The organism is Ursidibacter sp. B-7004-1 (assembly GCF_053654055.1).
Genome location: NZ_JBSIUP010000002.1, coordinates 1 through 16,311 on the forward strand (window position 1 = coordinate 1; position 16,311 = coordinate 16,311).

Consider the following 16,311-nt stretch of genomic DNA (forward strand, 5'->3'; position numbering starts at 1 on the left):
ACGGCTTTTTGGTCAGCTGCGGCGGCTGCAGTTGCTGCATTGTTAGCAGCGGTTTGAGCAGCTCCTGCTTTAGTGTCAGCTGCTGCGGCTGCAGTAGCGGCATTATTAGCAGTGGTTTGAGCGGCAGTAGCTGCTTTTTTCGCATCTGCTGCATCTTTTTTGATCTTGTCAAATTCAGTACCACCAACACCGATTTCTAGTGTTTGTACTGAACTTGCATTATTTCCACTCTCATACATTCGTACTGTTGTACCATTAACACCTTTGATAGTTAATGTATATTTCCTTCCTGCACCGGCATCCCATTGGCCACCATCCGCAATAATAGTACTAGCCTGAACAGAACCGATACTCGCAACTACAGCAGTGGCTATAATACTGGTTTTAAAGAATAATTTTGATTTTACTAGGGGGGGGAGAAGAGAGACATCAGCACTAACTTGGCTGGTGCTGGATTTGCCGGAACGACTACGAGCGAATTCGGATACCACCACGAATGCCTGCTTGGTACGGTCATAAATAACCTTAAAAATTTTATTCATAATGAATTTATCCTGTGGAATTAGTTGAGAGAAAAATCTTCGTTACTTAAAGATAATTTTCGTGAGTAAAGTGCATACCGACTCATCTAAAACAAACTAAAATCTATGGTTCAGAATGCAACACCATTTTATTCCAAGACAAATCAATAACTTAATCACTTATCTTCATAACAAAACTACAAAAATAGGCAGGCAGGCAGGCAGGCAGGCAGGCAGGCAGGCAGGCAGGCAGGCAGGCAGGCAGGCAGCATAAATTTCCTTAAATATCAATGCATTAAGAATATTTAATATTTTTTGATTTTATATTACCTTTTGGAATATAAAGTAACACTTTTAATTCCTTTTTTACAACTAACATAATAAATCTACAAAGATAAATAATTATTTACAAAATTGAATTTTATATACTTCCTCTAAATGAATATAAACTCTACATCACAACCCACTCACAATATCTAGTGCATCGCTCAGTTTTTTAACAGTAAAAACTTCCATTCCTTTAATTGCTTTTTTAGGTGCATTGCCAGCTGGAATAATAGCTCGTTTAAAACCGTGTTTAGCCGCTTCACTAATACGTTCTTGACCGCTTGGAACAGGACGAATTTCTCCCGCCAAGCCAACTTCACCAAAAACAACAAGATCTTGGGGTAACGGACGATTGCGGAAACTAGAAATTAAGGCAAGTAATAGGGCTAAATCAGCACTGGTTTCAGTCACTTTAACGCCTCCAACAACATTCACAAATACATCTTGATCGGACATTTGTAAACCACCGTGGCGATGTAGTACAGCAAGTAATAATGAAAGGCGGTTCTGTTCTAGCCCAACAGCGACACGTCTTGGATTAGCTAACATTGAGTGATCGACCAAAGCTTGAATTTCTACCAACAATGGACGTGTTCCTTCCCACAGTACCATTACGGAGCTACCTGAAGTCTGTTCTTCACTACGACTTAGGAAAATTGCTGAAGGGTTTTTTACTTCTCGTAATCCTTGTTCTGTCATCGCAAACACACCAAGTTCATTCACTGCACCAAAACGGTTTTTATGACTACGCAACGTGCGATAACGAGAATCAGCTTCCCCCTCCAGTAAAATAGAACAGTCGATGCAGTGTTCTAACACTTTCGGCCCTGCTAAAGTACCATCTTTAGTAACGTGCCCCACCATAATAATGGCAACTTGGCGAGTTTTAGCATAACGAGTTAGAAAGGAAGCACATTCACGCACTTGAGCAACACTCCCTGGCGAAGATTGTATATCCGCTAGGTGCATTACTTGGATAGAGTCAATCACAATTAACTTTGGTTTTTCCTGATCGGCAATATTACAAATATGCTCAACAGAAGTTTCAGACAACATTTTAAGGTTATCTGCTGGTAGTCCTAAACGGTGTGCTCGCATTGCGACTTGTTGTAAGGATTCTTCCCCTGTAACATAAAGTGTCGGAATTTGGCTTGATAAACCACACATTACTTGTAGTAATAAGGTACTTTTCCCCGCCCCTGGGTGTCCGCCAATTAAAATAGCACTTCCTGGCACAATCCCCCCACCAAGTACACGATCTAGCTCATAAAAACCACTGCTAAAGCGAGGAACTTCTTGCAAATCAATTTCAGCAAGTTTTTGTACTTTTCCTGAAGTTTCGCCTGCATAGCCACTAAATCTATCGCCCTTGCTCTCTTGTTTAGCTGAAATTAAACGAACTTCGCTAATGGTATTCCACGCCATACACGCTCGGCATTGCCCCATCCAACGAGCATATTCTGCTCCACAATCACTACATACATAAGCTGTTTTTGGTGCTTTTGCCATTGTTACCTCTATTACTTAATTCGCTATTGCCTAATCAGACATTGTTAAACGTAGCAATCCTACCAAAAAACACTGTTTAAATAAACAGGAATCCTCTGATTTTTCGATCTAGATCGAAAAATGGAATTTACTAACTCGCTTTTTCTAAGAAAACGGTGAAACTAAACAAGGAGCTAGAAACACCGCTCATTATTTTACATTTACTCACTATTCATTTAAGGAAATCTATGTATAAATTAGTTTCACCTATACAAAAAGCCTTTACGCTGATTGAGTTAATGATTGTGATTGCAATCATTGCCATTCTTGCCACTATCGCCATTCCGTCTTATACCAGTTATACCCAAAAAGCAGCTCTGTCAGAGTTACTTCGTGCATCTGCGTCTTATAAATCAGATGTTGAAATCTGTATCTACAATACGGGAACAGCGACAAATTGTACCGCTGGCTCAAATGGCATTCAAACAGCCAAAGCAGACAGTACTGATGCTAAATACCTAAAATCAGTTGCTGTTTCTGCGGGAGTTATTACTGTTGAAGGTAAAGGCAATTTAGATGGTTATGGCTATACCCTTACGCCAACGGTAACCAATGGAAATATTACTTGGGCAACAAAATGTAAAGGCAGTGATACAAGTCTGTTCCCTGCTGGCTTCTGTGGTTAGAGTTGATATTTATCGGCTCTTTCTTCAATTTCACTGAAAAAGAGCCTGATATTAAGGAGAGGGGAAAATGCTGTCTGACTATGCGGTTTATGAGAAAAATAGTGATACGTTAATTCAAATTGAACAAACGCTATGGCAACGTAATTGCCAAGAAAAGCAACTTTTGCAACGCTATTTGGCCATTCCTGTGCAAGAAAATATGCAAACGTTGTGGTTAGCTATTGATGATGAAAATAATCTAAGTGCCTGTGAGATGTTCGCTTTCTTACATAATAAGCAGATAGAACCCGTCATCATCGCAAGTGAAGAACTGAAATACTTACTGAATGCACTTTCTCCCGAACAACAAATAGCACACGATGAAAATACGGAACATTATGACCACACAGAAAATCGTAGTGAACATTTAGACTTGAATGATCCGATTATCCAAATTTTAGATAATCTGTTTAAAACTTGTGTTGCTCAACAGGTTTCAGATATACATATTGAACCAAGGCAAGATCGTTTAGTTATTCGCTTACGCATTGATGGGGTTTTGCATCTTTATAAAACGCTTTCACTCCATTTTAGCCAGCGAATTCTCTCTCGGGTTAAATTACTTGCCAAACTCGATATTAGCGAATCTCGCCTACCGCAAGACGGACAATTTAGTTTCACTACTGCACTTTCTGACACTCTGGATTTTAGGGTATCAACGTTGCCAACAAACTACGGTGAAAAAGCTGTTCTGCGTTTGCAGAAAAATAAGCCCACTCATTTTGATTTTTCAGATCTTGGCTTTAACTCCAACCAAAAACAGCTTTTGCTTAATGCCCTACAACAACCACAAGGTTTGATACTGGTTACAGGACCAACAGGGAGTGGCAAAAGTATTACGCTATATAGTGCGTTAAGCCATTTAAATCAAATGGAAAAACATATTCTTACCGCAGAAGATCCGATTGAAATTGAGATTGATGGCTTAATCCAAACACAAGTAAACTCTAATATTCAACTGGATTTCAGCCGATTATTACGCACTTTTTTACGCCAAGATCCTGACATCATTATGCTCGGGGAAATTCGTGATAAAGAGAGTGCAAAAATGGCATTAAGTGCAGCACAAACAGGGCATTTGGTTCTTTCCACATTACATACTAATGATGCACTCTCTGCCGTAGAGCGTCTTACTCAATTAGGTATTCAAGAATATGAAATTAAAAATGCCTTATTATTAGTAATTGCCCAGCGGCTTGTCAGAAAAATATGCCCCCAATGCGTAGGCAAAGGCTGTTCTCATTGCTATCAAGGCTATAAAGGGAGAATAGGCGTTTATCAATTTTTAAGCCGATCTGCAAAAGAATTTGATAAACAGACCGCTTGTTTAGATTTTCCAACACTATTTGAAAGTGCTAAAGAGAAAATTGCTAATCAACAGACTAATTTAGCTGAAGTTGAAAGGGTGCTAGGGAATGAATAAAGATTTAGCCGTAGGGCGTATTTATGAATATCGCTGGAAAGGGTTAAGCCGATTTCAGCAAAAACAACGTGGAAAGCTACTTGCCACGCACAGAGATGAAGCTGAAAAACGACTTTTGGCTCAAGGCGTTAGCCACATTCGTATGCAGCGAAATTTTGTGATCCCAACACCACCAAAGCAAGATGAAATTACTCAAATTATTCATCAACTGGCGTTGTTGATTAAAGCACATATTCCGCTAAAGCAGGCATTAGTAATGCTCAAGGAAAATTGCCAACAGATTCGTTTATTTCAATGGTTGCAACATCTTATTGTACAGATTGAATCTGGCTACTCTTTTTCTCAGGCTTTAGAAAAACTACCATTTTATTTATCTCATCAAGAAATCCAACTGATTAAAATGGGGGAAACAAGCGGTAACTTAACCACAATTTTATACAATATGGCAGAAGCTCGCAGTAAATCGGATAAATTAAATAAAAAAATCAAAAAAATTCTATTCTATCCTGCAATGATTTTGTTTATATCAATAAGCCTATCCTTATTATTGCTTATTTTTATTGTGCCACAATTTGCTGAACTCTATGCAAATAAAGCGAAAGAATTACCTTTTATTACACAATTACTCTTTTCATTTTCACAATTCCTAGCCAATACAATTTATGGATTATTTATTTTTACGCTTATATTATGCCTTATACTTTATTTTATAAATAAGAAAACAACATTATTAAAACGAGCTAAATTCTTATTATTAAGCCGATTACCGATATTTAACCGAATTATTAAGCAAGCTAGAATTGTCTTTTTTTGCCAAAATTGTGGCTTAATGCTTGATTCACATATCCGTTTAAACCAAATTTTGAACGCTTTTCAGCATACACAAAGCGATGACCCAATTTTACAAAAAGAAGTTAAATTTATACTCCAATTATTACAACAAGGCTACCGTTTTTATGAAGGGCTTAATCCGACTGTATTTAATAATGAAATGATACAAATGATCGCTATTGGTGAGAAAAGCGGTAATCTTAGCCAAATGCTGCATCATATTAGTGAGATGTATCAGCAAAAATTGGATTATCAAATCGATATGCTTTCACAATTGCTTGAGCCTATGCTAATGCTGATTATGGGGGTAATTGTCGGCACAATTATGCTTGGGCTTTATTTGCCAATTTTTGGTATGGGAGCATTAGTAGAATGATCGGTTTAAAATTACTGATTGCTTGCTCAATGCTATTTTGGTTTAAACGGGCATTCTATCAATTTCCACATAAAATCAACCACGCTATTTTTCAAGATGTTACAACCCTTGTTGATTGTGAAATGACGCAAGCTGATTTTGTTAAACACTCAAAATTACAACCTAAGCCATTTGCATATTTCTATTTAATGGGCTTACTCTTTCTATTATTTTCACTATTTAGTTCATACTCAATATTTATTTTATTGATTATCTTTATTCTAATTTATCTTTCTTTTATTGATATTTATTATTACTTAACTGATATACATTATATTGCTATTATTTTTCTACTTGCTATAACAGAGTTACTCTTTAATCAATCTTATTTTATCTACGAACGGATTTTCACATTATTTATTGCTATTCTATTTTTTAGTTTACTCTCTTTATTGATTAAGTATATTTTGAAAAAAGAAGCACTAGGTTCAGGAGATATAATTTTACTCATTACTCTATCGCCTTTATTTTCATTAGAACAATTTTGTTGGTTGCTGTTTATTGCAAGTGTGACAGGTATAGGCTATTCACTAATTTTTTATCTTGCGACAAAAAAACAATTAACAAAGCTCCCTTTTATTCCTTTTATTAGTTTTTCTGTAATGGTTTTAGGTTAGGAATTGATAATAAAAAAACAGCCCAAAATCGCATAAAGCTATTTTGAGCTGATAGAACATTATAAATATATTAACTTTCGTTATGAATTTCCAAGTTAGTTGCTTGTTTAGCTAATTTGGCTTTTGCTTTGTCGTTTCTTGCTTGAGCAATACAATTTAAGTATTCTTTATCAACATCACCAGTAATATATTCGCCAGTAAAGACCGATGCATCAAAGTTATGAATTGCAGGGTTTTCAAGCTGAACAGATTTAAACAGATCACTTAAATCTTGGAAAACAAGACGATCAACACCAATCATTTCGGCAACTTGTTCGACACTTCTGTCATAAGCAACTAGTTCTTCGCAAGTCGGCATATCAATACCATATACGTTTGGATAACGAATTTCTGGTGCTGCGGATGCAAAATATACTTTCTTAGCTCCCGCTTGACGAGCCATCTCAACTATCTGCTCTGACGTTGTACCACGCACGATAGAATCATCTACCAACAAGACTGTTTTATCTTTAAATTCACTTGCAATTGGATTTAACTTACGGCGTACCGATGATTTACGCTGTGCTTGCCCTGGCATAATAAAGGTACGAGCAACATAGCGATTTTTCACAAAACCTTGACGATAAGGTTTGTTGAGTACGTTTGCAATTTGCAATGCGATGTCTGTTGAAGTTTCTGGAATTGGAATAACCACATCAATTTCAGGCAGAATATCTTTCCATTGTGTTGCGATTTTCTCGCCAAGTAAACGCCCCATATGAACACGAGCCGCATATACAGATACACCATCAATAACAGAATCTGGGCGTGCAAAATAAACATATTCAAAAATACAAGGGTTTAGTTTTGGATTATCTGCACAAATTGCAGAATGGAATTGACCGTCAAAGGTAATATAAATCGCTTCACCTGGTTGAACATCACGCACATATTCAAAGCCGACAATATCTAAAGCGATACTTTCAGAGGCGAACATATATTCGGTTTTACCATTTTCTTCACGTTTACCTAATACTAACGGGCGAATACCGTAAGGATCACGAAATGCAACCATTCCATAGCCAATAATCATTGCTAAACACGCATAAGCACCACGAATGACTTCATTCGTTTTACGCACTGTTTCAAAAATATTGTCTGGCGTAAGTGGCTCTGCTGGATATTGATCAAGATAATGAGCAAAAATATTTAATAAAGCTTCTGAATCTGAATTGGTATTCACGTGGCGTTTTGCGAGAGTAAATAATCGCTGTTTTAACTCTGCATTGTTGGTTAAGTTTCCATTATGCACAAGTGTTAAACCATAAGGTGAATTTACATAGAAAGGCTGTGCTTCTGATACGCTTGATGAACCTGCTGTTGGGTAGCGAACGTGTCCGATACCGACATTACCTTGTAAACGTAACATATGCTCTTGGCGAAAAACTTCGCTGACTAAGCCGTTTGCTTTACGCAAGCGGAAACGATTTTCTTCATCAATGGTAACAATACCTGCGGCATCTTGCCCACGATGTTGTAATAATGTTAAGCCATCATAAATAGCTTGATTTACGGGGGAATGACCAATAATCCCAACAATTCCGCACATAATAACCTCTAGTTAGCCGATTTTAAAAAACTTGAATTTACTTTTAACTGCTCAAAATGCTCAAAAAACCATTTCACAATAAAATCAAAATGGGGAATCAATTTAGATTCTTTCCATAATTCACTTTGAGCAAAACTGGTAAAGGTGTCTAAAAAGAACAATATCGCTGCAACAATAAAAATGCCACGCAAAATACCAAAGCCAGCCCCAAGCACTCTATCTGTGCCTGATAAACCTGTCTTGCTGACTAATTGCCCAATTAACGCATTGATAATACCGCTGACGATTAACACTGCAATAAATAAGATTGCTGCGGCAATGCCGTTGCGTAGATATTCTGAATTTTGTAAATAAACTGAATCAATTTGAAGAAGTAAATTCGCCATTGCAGGATAAAACTTACTAGCGATAAAAAAGGCGATAATCCACCCTGCCAAAGACATTACTTCTTCAACAAAACCTCGCCATAAACTGACAAGGATTGAAAAAACCACAATTCCGATAATAATAAAATCAACCATAAAACCTCAAAAAATGCCCATTTGGCAAAACAGGCGTTATTTTACAAAAAAAGAAAACGTTTGCGTAGCCCGAATTAAGCGAAACTTTCATTTTCTTTTAATCTAAAGTGAGAACCTAAACTGGTTTCTCGTTGTAACATTGCATTTACTACGGCTTGTGCGGTCTTTAACGCATAGTAAATTTCAATGCCTTGATGTTGATGAAAAGCTAACGGTTGATAGCGTTCTGCTAGATTTTGCAAGCTCTGTTGCAGTGCGATTAAATTTTCAGTAGTTCGGTACACATTAGCAAAACGGGACATCAATTCTCGAATGCTGGAAAGCACCTGACTGGCACTCAAGCTCTCATCGCCTTGTGGATTAACTAATGTAGCAAGGTAGTCCGCCCAATCTTGAGCTGAAAAAGTGGTGGCAAGCGGTGGGTTTTGAGCTAAATTTTGCAAAATGCGTTTAACCGCTCGTTTGGCAAACACTAAACTACCACCAACGGAGTTACCACCTAAACGGTTTGCCCCTTCAATACAAGATGAAACTTCCCCTACCGCAAATAAACCTTTTACATCACTTTCTGCATAATCATCAATCACGATCCCCCCATTACAACTATGTGCAAAAGGAGCAATCGCAACTTTATCTCGCAATAAATGAATACCGACTTCATTATTTAACCAATTTAGATAAACCGTATAAAATTCTTCTTGGTCTTGATATAACTCAGGCGAATAGTGCAGATAAACGCCCTTTTCTTGTGGATTTTCAAGCAAGTGTTTCATCATCACTAAATCAAATTCAACACAGTCAAAATCTACACTGAAAGGGGCATAATCACTCCGTTCTCGCATCATCTGCTTAAAAGCATCGGGTGAAAGGTGTGCAAAGAGATCATTGCCTTGGCTATCCGTTACTTTAGCCACATATTTTAAAGTATGCTCGCCAAACAATACTTTGTATTTCGGTTCAACAAAAGACGGGATAAACTGAATAAATTCCAAATTGGTCAGCTTTGCCCCTGCTTGTTGAGCAATATAATGGCTAGAACCAATCACATCGGCAGGGTAAAGGTTATCTTTATATAAGCCCGCAATGCCGCCTGTGGCAAGAATAATTTGTGATGTTTTGCAAAAAATATACTGCATCTCACCGCTTGTTTTGTGGCTAAAAATCGCCCCTTGCACCACATTCTGTTGAGCTTCATTCGGTTTTACCACAATGTGCAACAACGTAGCATTTTCGTAATATTCGGTTTGCTGTTGCTCAATGATCTGTTTGGCACGTTCGGCAGCTTCTTTCCACTGGTTGATCAAATAGATCGGGCGAGCATATTTGGCAAAGCACGCAGGGCGATTATCATTGCGTTTCCAAGGGCGAAAACCTATCCGCTCTAATAGCTCGACTGCTTGTGCGGAATCTTCAATATAAGCTTGCACAATTTTAGGATTGTTCATTCCCTGTGCGACTCGGTCAATATCTTCTTTAAATTTAGCGTGATCGTCCTGATCACCTGTAACTTGAATACCTAAAGTCGCTTTAAGGGGAAAATAACTCGCTCCACTGCCAATGGGTGCTTTGCTAATTAACACAGTACGGATTTGCTTGGCATTCGCTTCTACACAACTTGCCAAACCTGCAATGCCAGTGCCAACAATCAGAAGATCGGTTTCAATATGATGAGAAATAGAAATTGGATACATAAAAAAGCGGTAAGATTTTGCAAAAAATTTACAAGATCTTACCGCTTGTTAGGGGTTGTGTCTATTAGATATATGAGTTCTGTACTTGCTTACCAAAATTAGAAAATAATTTGGCAAATCATTTCATCTTTAATTTAGGTTAAGCATTACGCCATAATTCTTGGTATTTTTTCTCTGTCGTAAACATTCCTAAAAATAGACAAATTGGCTCTAAAATAGCTCTGCAGATTTTATCTCTTATTGAGCCTTTTTCTAAATATCCTAGTTGATAAGCAATTTCTCTAGCACGATGGTATGCAATTGGGTATATCTATTTTCTCTTACATCTTTGATATCTGATTTGCCTCAAAACTGGATCTGTAATTCCCTGAACCGAATATTCCCTAGAATATGAATTAGCATCAAGAATACAACGTGATTCATCGAAATTACGTGACGAATTTGATGGTTCAGATACACAGGATGTTAGACAAAATACAGAACATATTACCGTCTGGGTTAAATACCTAGAAAACATAATTTTTCTCATATTTTCTCCTTTGTTTTATGATACAAATAGGAACCTAGCAATGCTATCGGTAACATACCCAATATCCCATAATATGGTTGAATTACAAACAATAGGATAAAGCTAATGATTACAATATATATGGAAATCACTTTCTTATTCATACAGTTCAACCTTAGATTTAGATCAGCTAACTAAATTTTAAATAGAATAATTTACATAATGCTATTAGTCTGTAAGATAAATCACATTTTTACAATTCTATCCGCTGATTTTATCGTTGTTTCTCGGTGAGCTACAATCACCCTCGTAATTGCTAACTTTCCTATTGCTTCGTTAATTTTTCGCTCATTGTCTTCATCTAAATGGCTGGTTGCTTCGTCCATAAAGAGAATTTTGGGTTTCTTATACAATGCCCTAGCAATAAATAACCGCTGGCGTTGTCCTCCTGAAAGATTATTACCAAGTTCGCCAAGCAAAGTTTCATAGTTCATTGTCATTATTTCATCGTGAATTTGTGCTAATTTGGCACACTCAATGGCAAATTCACGGTCATATTTGGCTTCAAAGCTAACAATATTTTCTAATATAGAACCTGAGAAAAATTTGTCATCTTGCAGTACACAGGCGATATGCTGTCGGTAGTTTGTTGTACCAATTTGTTTAATGTCGATATTATTAAAGTAAATTTCTCCCTTAGTTGGTTTTAAAAGCCCTGCCATCAATTTGAGCAATGTGGTCTTTCCAAAACCTGATTTTGCTGAAATTGCTACACTTTCCCCCGCTTGTATCGTTAAATTTAGATCTGAAAATACAGGAGGAGAAAACTGGTCATAGTGAAAAGTAAGATTTTTAACTGTAATAGATGCTCCTTGCAATTCTTCACCTAATCCTACCGCTTGAGGTTGATAAACGTCTTGCTCTGTTTCCGCTAAAGCAATATCAGCAATTCGTTCACGGTGTAGTGAAAGCATTTTGAAATCGAAAAAGATGTTAATCAAGCTACCCATTCGTGAGGAAAATGATCCTCGATAGGCGTTGAATGCCATAAACATACCTATCGTCATTACGTTATCAATTACAGCTGTCGCCCCAATCCATAAAATCATAATTTGTTCAAGGGTTGAAATAAATGTATGAACACCTGAAAAGAACATATCAAGCTTCGTTACACGAATAGAGGTATTGAAAGCATCTGCGTTAAGCGACATCCAATGCTCTTCTCGTTTTTTGTTCAAACCAAGTGATTTCAAGGTAGCTATACCATAGAGTGTTTCCATAAAATGCGAGCTGGCTTTGGCATTTTTAATGATTTGCTCTTCAGTAATTTGACGATAGGTCAGATAAGTAGCCAAACGAAGCAACAAATAAACTACAGAAAAGGCAATAACCACCCACGTCAGCCAACCACCGTAGAGAAACATCATAATTACAACACTAACGGTCATTATCAAGTCAATAATCGTTGTTACTATGCTGTTAGTTAGCGTACTTTGAATTGTTCTAAGAGATGAAAATCTTGATTGAATATCGCCAACTTGTCGCTTTTCAAAGAAATCAAGAGGGAGTTTAAGCAAATGCGAGAAAAGGTGAATAGGAACAGCCCAAGACAAATTACTAGCAGTAACGATTGGTCTTTTGCTTGTAAAACGTGATCCATTACAAGTTGTGTGCCAATCGGCATCAATAAGGCGATCAACTCAATTAAAATCGAGAGCGAGAAAATTTTAACTAATGCCCCTTTAATCCCAGAGATATTCTTAAAGGTTTCATAGAGGCTGATTTCTTCACGATTTTTGGGCTTTTAAACCTCACATCTGACCAAACCTCTAAGGCAACACCAGTGAAATGCTTCGAACATTCGGTTAGCGAGATTTTTTTCTTACCAAATGCAGGGTCGTGGATAACTACATAGCGATCTGTGGCTTTGGTTAAGACCACAAAATGATTAAAATCCCAATGTAAAATACAAGGTAAACGTAATAATTTAAGTTCGTCAAGCTCAAGAGAAAGTGGGCGAGTAATAAGTTTAAGATCAGAGGCGATATCTACGAGGTTTCTTAACGTTGCACCTTTAGATGAAATACCATATTTACTACGAAGCCGAAATAGATTGGATTCACCACTATAATAGCCAGCCACCATCGCTAAGCAGGCTAATCCACATTCAGCCGACTCTGTTTGCAATACAACAGGTACTTTTTTGAAAAAAGAGAAATTGAGCTTATCTAGCATAATGACATCATCCCCATATTAATGAATAGAAATATAATGGGATTCAGAAAACATTCCTACATTAAATTTTGTAATAATTTCCTTTTTGTGAACTAAATTACATATTTATTGATAAAAAATTGTTATATTATTGTTAATTTTAAGTTTCTTTAAACCAAATAAGGAGAAATCTATGAAAATTTTAAATCAATATGAAGTCTCACAAGTAAATGGTGGCTTTTTCGATTTTGGTTCTTTCTTTGATTCATCCCCTAGTTGGGGAGCTACAATAGGTGGAGCTATTGGTAGCTATGGTAGCCCTATTGGCTCGCTTGCAGGTAGTGTTGTTGGACATGCAATTGAAACTACAGATTATAATAAAATAGGGGAAAATTATAAAAATCAGATCAATAATGAATTAAAAAATGGCTATATCCCAGCGGACTAATTCAAATGAGAAAACTCACCCAAATGTTAGGTACTGTAATAGGAGTAGTAATTTACCTATTACTCATCAAAGAGACTGAGCTAACAAACATAACTAAATGGCTTTTTGTTATCCTTCTAATGTTACTCGGTCAATTTGTTGCAACATATATTTATGATCGTATTAATAAAAAATAATTCCAATAAAAGCTCACAGAAATGTTCTATGAGCTTTTATATTTTCTACCTACTGGTAGTCAGTTTTCCGTATTTTTTGTTAGGTTATAGAGTGGAAATAGCATCCATTCATACAATTTACGATTTTCAAGAAAAACCGTTGCTTCCGCTTTCATCCCACTCAAAAATGCAAGCGAAGTGTTATTATACTCCACCTTCTGATCCGAAATTGCTACCGTAATTTTATATAATGGATTATTTGGATCAGCCACAGGAATATTTTTGTAGAACGCCAGTTCTTGCAGAGAAGCTGGCACTGTTGAAATGTGTTTAATTACCCCATTAAACTGTCCAAATTTCTCAAAAGGAAAGGCTTCATAGCGAATGTTAATCTTGTCGTTAGGTTTTATAAACGAAATAGCACCATTCGGCACCCACATCACCAGCTGATATTCTCCTTTGTTAGCAGGTATCATCTGTGCTAACGCATCGCCTTCTCGAATTACTTGCCCGACAGTTACACTAACCGACTCAACTAAACCATCCATTGGAGCATTAACAATCAACTCAGATACAGACTCAAATTCTAACAACCGAATCTCAAGGTCATTTTGTTGTAACCCATAACGGATAATCTGATTTTGGAAATCTGTTTTTCGACTTTCTATTTCATTTTCAAGACTAAGAATTGCTGACTCTTGCTGAATCAGCTTTTCTTGTAAACTATTTCGTAACGATTTCTGATCAAAATAACGAGAACGCTGTAGAGCAACCTCATCATTGGCTGAATAGCCCTTTTTCATTAAATTTTCATACTTTTTCAGAGTTAAATAATATTCCTCAGTACTTTTTGATACTTCTGCAAAATATTTCTCTGTATCTGCATAGATTTTACGATTCTTGGCGATCTGTTTCTCTAAATTAGTTAAAGTTTCAACTTGGTTAGCTTTTACCAATTCAATTACTCGATCTAACTTACTAATTTGCTCTTTAATTGCATTGATAGAATTTATACCAACGTTACCGCTATCAGTTATTCGATCTAGGGTAATTTTAAACAGAGGATCACCTTTTTTAATCGGCTGATTGATTTCAACATAACGCTCTGAAATATAGCCTGATTTTGAAGCGGAAAGAATTATAGGGTGAGGTTGCATCACTACCTCACCTAAAATAGTTTCACGGCGAGTGTAACTACCAAAGGTTATGTATAGAATAAAAGAAACAATGATTGTGAACGACAATAGAAAAACTAGCCAGCTTGGTATTGATGAAAGTAATACCGCTGTACTTTTCCATTTTTGATATTCAAGGGCTTCTTTTCTAAACATAAATATTCCAATAGAAAAAAGATACTACTTACCACTCAAAAGTTCTATTGATCTAACAACCCCACCCTCTCTATAAATAAAATCATATATTCTAGCTATAGTTTCTTTTTTTATTGAAGGCTGCTTTTTTATTGAATAAATAAAATCATCAGAATTGTAAGAACTATCTTTAAATAAAATTTTCCATATATCTAATACTATATTTTCGTTTTCAAGTTTTTCTAATAAGATATGTAAGGCATTTCCACAAACATAAATAGAAAAATCAGAATTATTTTCATTCATTATCTTCTTACTATTATCTTTATAATATCTATAACAAGCATCTAAATATGCTCGCTGTATACTTTCGACTTTGTGAGCATCGACATAACCTAGTTTAAATAAACTCTTTATAGAAAAATACTCGGCACTGCCTTCATGCAACCAAGATTTACCGAAATGATTGTGTTCATATGAATTCCATATATGAAATATCTCATGAGCAATAAAACTATATATTTGATGATATTTACCTTTATCTAGTTTGGACACGTTTAATACGTTATAAGATAAAAAATCATCTAAAACATCCCCTTTATAATGAAAATCTCCTCCATTTTCAGTAAAATCTATAACAACGACAGGTTTCTTTTTAATAATATGTCCAAAAACATTAGAATAATAATTAAACACTTCTTTGTATACTTTGAGTATATTTTCTTTCAAGTCTCTATTTTTTTCTAATCCAAGAATCTTTATAGGTTTTTCATCTCCCCAAAAAATATATCTATTGCCCAAAATATATTCATCATTTTCCAAAATAGAAAAGTTTGGGTATGTATCCTGTATCTTGTTTACTACAGTCCCATTTTCATATCTAATAGTTTTAGGTAATAAATAGTCCTTATACAACAAGAACTCACCATTGCTATAAACTCTAAGAGGATCATAAAACTCTCTAGATACTTCTGATTTTATATTAAGTGTAATCTTGAACTTTCCATCCATTGATGTTGTAAATGTTTTGCCTTTAATCAATATATTATCATAATGACTATCAATCTCAATATAATTGGCACTGGGTATATTATAATAAATTATAAGCTCATCTTTATTCTTATCTAAAAGGATACTATTATATTTTGCAGATAGAGAGCTGATACAAGTAAAAAATACTAAAAATAGAAACGTTTTAAATACTAATGATATATTCCACATAATGGTTTATGATCCTCACTGTCATCAAGAGTAGTTAAATTTTCTATTATTCCTAGTCAAATCTACTTAACAAAAGATACTTTATTGCCTTTCTGTATAACCTCTTATTATTTCCTAAATTTTCAGATAGCATAATTTCTTTAACAAAATCGTTCATAGAAAACTCCTTAATTTGGTTAAGTGAAAAATCAAATTAAATGGTGATAAAAACTTCATCGAAGTTATGATAAACAATATACAGTAAAGAAACATTGATAAAGAACAATAAAATGATAAAAGCACTCCTATTTCTTCTTCGAAAAAATAAT

Annotated in this window: 14 protein-coding genes; 5 read left to right on the forward strand and 9 right to left on the reverse strand. The window is 35.7% G+C overall.

The window, feature by feature from the left end; translation table 11 throughout:
- A partial coding sequence (locus ACWIW0_RS00810; RefSeq protein WP_454451803.1) for a hypothetical protein occupies nucleotides 1–491 on the reverse strand: 491 nt, incomplete at its 3' end.
- A 486-nt stretch (nucleotides 492–977) separates the two neighbouring features.
- Entirely contained in the window at nucleotides 978–2,357 is a 1,380-nt protein-coding gene (gene radA / locus ACWIW0_RS00815) for a DNA repair protein RadA (protein ID WP_454446835.1), read from the reverse strand.
- A 227-nt stretch (nucleotides 2,358–2,584) separates the two neighbouring features.
- Between radA and ACWIW0_RS00820 the strand changes: the two genes are divergently transcribed.
- The 4 genes from ACWIW0_RS00820 (at nucleotide 2,585) to ACWIW0_RS00835 (ending at nucleotide 6,347) form a co-directional block, all read left to right on the forward strand.
- Nucleotides 2,585–3,022: a pilin gene (locus tag ACWIW0_RS00820; RefSeq protein ID WP_454451804.1), complete on the forward strand. Its 438-nt coding sequence runs from the start codon at nucleotides 2,585–2,587 to the stop codon at nucleotides 3,020–3,022.
- A gap of 67 nt (nucleotides 3,023–3,089) precedes the next feature.
- Entirely contained in the window at nucleotides 3,090–4,484 is a 1,395-nt protein-coding gene (locus tag ACWIW0_RS00825) for a GspE/PulE family protein (protein ID WP_454451805.1), read from the forward strand.
- A complete protein-coding gene (locus tag ACWIW0_RS00830) occupies nucleotides 4,477–5,691 on the forward strand; it encodes a type II secretion system F family protein (protein ID WP_454451806.1) in 1,215 nt (404 codons plus the stop codon). Before ACWIW0_RS00825 ends, ACWIW0_RS00830 begins: the two co-directional genes overlap by 8 nt.
- Nucleotides 5,688–6,347, forward strand: a complete 660-nt coding sequence (locus ACWIW0_RS00835) for a prepilin peptidase (RefSeq protein WP_454451807.1) — start codon at nucleotides 5,688–5,690, stop codon at nucleotides 6,345–6,347. Before ACWIW0_RS00830 ends, ACWIW0_RS00835 begins: the two co-directional genes overlap by 4 nt.
- Before the next feature lie 70 nt (nucleotides 6,348–6,417).
- On the opposite strand, the gene purF is transcribed toward ACWIW0_RS00835, so the two are convergent.
- The 5 genes from purF to ACWIW0_RS00860 form a co-directional block, all read right to left on the reverse strand.
- A complete protein-coding gene (purF, locus tag ACWIW0_RS00840) occupies nucleotides 6,418–7,935 on the reverse strand; it encodes an amidophosphoribosyltransferase (RefSeq protein ID WP_454451808.1) in 1,518 nt (505 codons plus the stop codon).
- An 8-nt stretch (nucleotides 7,936–7,943) separates the two neighbouring features.
- Nucleotides 7,944–8,456, reverse strand: coding sequence for a CvpA family protein (locus ACWIW0_RS00845; protein WP_454451809.1), 513 nt, complete (start codon nucleotides 8,454–8,456; stop codon nucleotides 7,944–7,946).
- Between the two features lie 74 nt (nucleotides 8,457–8,530).
- The gene (locus ACWIW0_RS00850) at nucleotides 8,531–10,147 is read right to left on the reverse strand and encodes an FAD-binding protein (protein ID WP_454451810.1); all 1,617 of its coding nucleotides are present in this window, start codon (nucleotides 10,145–10,147) and stop codon (nucleotides 8,531–8,533) included.
- Nucleotides 10,148–10,900: 753 nt separating this feature from the next.
- Nucleotides 10,901–12,232, reverse strand: a complete 1,332-nt coding sequence (locus tag ACWIW0_RS00855; protein WP_454451811.1) for a peptidase domain-containing ABC transporter — start codon at nucleotides 12,230–12,232, stop codon at nucleotides 10,901–10,903.
- A gap of 154 nt (nucleotides 12,233–12,386) precedes the next feature.
- Nucleotides 12,387–12,890, reverse strand: a complete 504-nt coding sequence (locus ACWIW0_RS00860; RefSeq protein ID WP_454451812.1) for a cysteine peptidase family C39 domain-containing protein — start codon at nucleotides 12,888–12,890, stop codon at nucleotides 12,387–12,389.
- A 172-nt stretch (nucleotides 12,891–13,062) separates the two neighbouring features.
- Here ACWIW0_RS00860 and ACWIW0_RS00865 point away from each other — a divergent pair, with 172 nt between their 5' ends.
- The gene (locus ACWIW0_RS00865) at nucleotides 13,063–13,317 is read left to right on the forward strand and encodes a hypothetical protein (protein WP_454451813.1); all 255 of its coding nucleotides are present in this window, start codon (nucleotides 13,063–13,065) and stop codon (nucleotides 13,315–13,317) included.
- A 235-nt stretch (nucleotides 13,318–13,552) separates the two neighbouring features.
- On the opposite strand, the gene ACWIW0_RS00870 is transcribed toward ACWIW0_RS00865, so the two are convergent.
- Nucleotides 13,553–14,803 (reverse strand): HlyD family secretion protein, encoded by a 1,251-nt coding sequence (locus ACWIW0_RS00870; protein ID WP_454451814.1) that lies wholly within the window; start codon nucleotides 14,801–14,803, stop codon nucleotides 13,553–13,555.
- 24 nt (nucleotides 14,804–14,827) lie between these two features.
- Nucleotides 14,828–16,003 (reverse strand): hypothetical protein, encoded by a 1,176-nt coding sequence (locus ACWIW0_RS00875; protein ID WP_454451815.1) that lies wholly within the window; start codon nucleotides 16,001–16,003, stop codon nucleotides 14,828–14,830.
- Between the last annotated feature and the right edge of the window lie 308 nt (nucleotides 16,004–16,311).

What these genes read in the sequence shown, in the direction of transcription:
- ACWIW0_RS00845 (WP_454451809.1), bottom strand. Translation starts at nt 8,456, where the DNA reads ATGGTTGATTTTATTATTATCGGAATTGTGGTTTTTTCAATCCTTGTC.
- ACWIW0_RS00860 (WP_454451812.1), bottom strand. Translation starts at nt 12,890, where the DNA reads ATGCTAGATAAGCTCAATTTCTCTTTTTTCAAAAAAGTACCTGTTGTA.
- ACWIW0_RS00835 (WP_454451807.1), top strand. Translation starts at nt 5,688, where the DNA reads ATGATCGGTTTAAAATTACTGATTGCTTGCTCAATGCTATTTTGGTTT.
- ACWIW0_RS00820 (WP_454451804.1), top strand. Translation starts at nt 2,585, where the DNA reads ATGTATAAATTAGTTTCACCTATACAAAAAGCCTTTACGCTGATTGAG.
- ACWIW0_RS00850 (WP_454451810.1), bottom strand. Translation starts at nt 10,147, where the DNA reads ATGTATCCAATTTCTATTTCTCATCATATTGAAACCGATCTTCTGATT.
- ACWIW0_RS00825 (WP_454451805.1), top strand. Translation starts at nt 3,090, where the DNA reads ATGCTGTCTGACTATGCGGTTTATGAGAAAAATAGTGATACGTTAATT.
- ACWIW0_RS00870 (WP_454451814.1), bottom strand. Translation starts at nt 14,803, where the DNA reads ATGTTTAGAAAAGAAGCCCTTGAATATCAAAAATGGAAAAGTACAGCG.
- ACWIW0_RS00865 (WP_454451813.1), top strand. Translation starts at nt 13,063, where the DNA reads ATGAAAATTTTAAATCAATATGAAGTCTCACAAGTAAATGGTGGCTTT.
- purF (WP_454451808.1), bottom strand. Translation starts at nt 7,935, where the DNA reads ATGTGCGGAATTGTTGGGATTATTGGTCATTCCCCCGTAAATCAAGCT.
- ACWIW0_RS00875 (WP_454451815.1), bottom strand. Translation starts at nt 16,003, where the DNA reads ATGTGGAATATATCATTAGTATTTAAAACGTTTCTATTTTTAGTATTT.
- ACWIW0_RS00830 (WP_454451806.1), top strand. Translation starts at nt 4,477, where the DNA reads ATGAATAAAGATTTAGCCGTAGGGCGTATTTATGAATATCGCTGGAAA.
- radA (WP_454446835.1), bottom strand. Translation starts at nt 2,357, where the DNA reads ATGGCAAAAGCACCAAAAACAGCTTATGTATGTAGTGATTGTGGAGCA.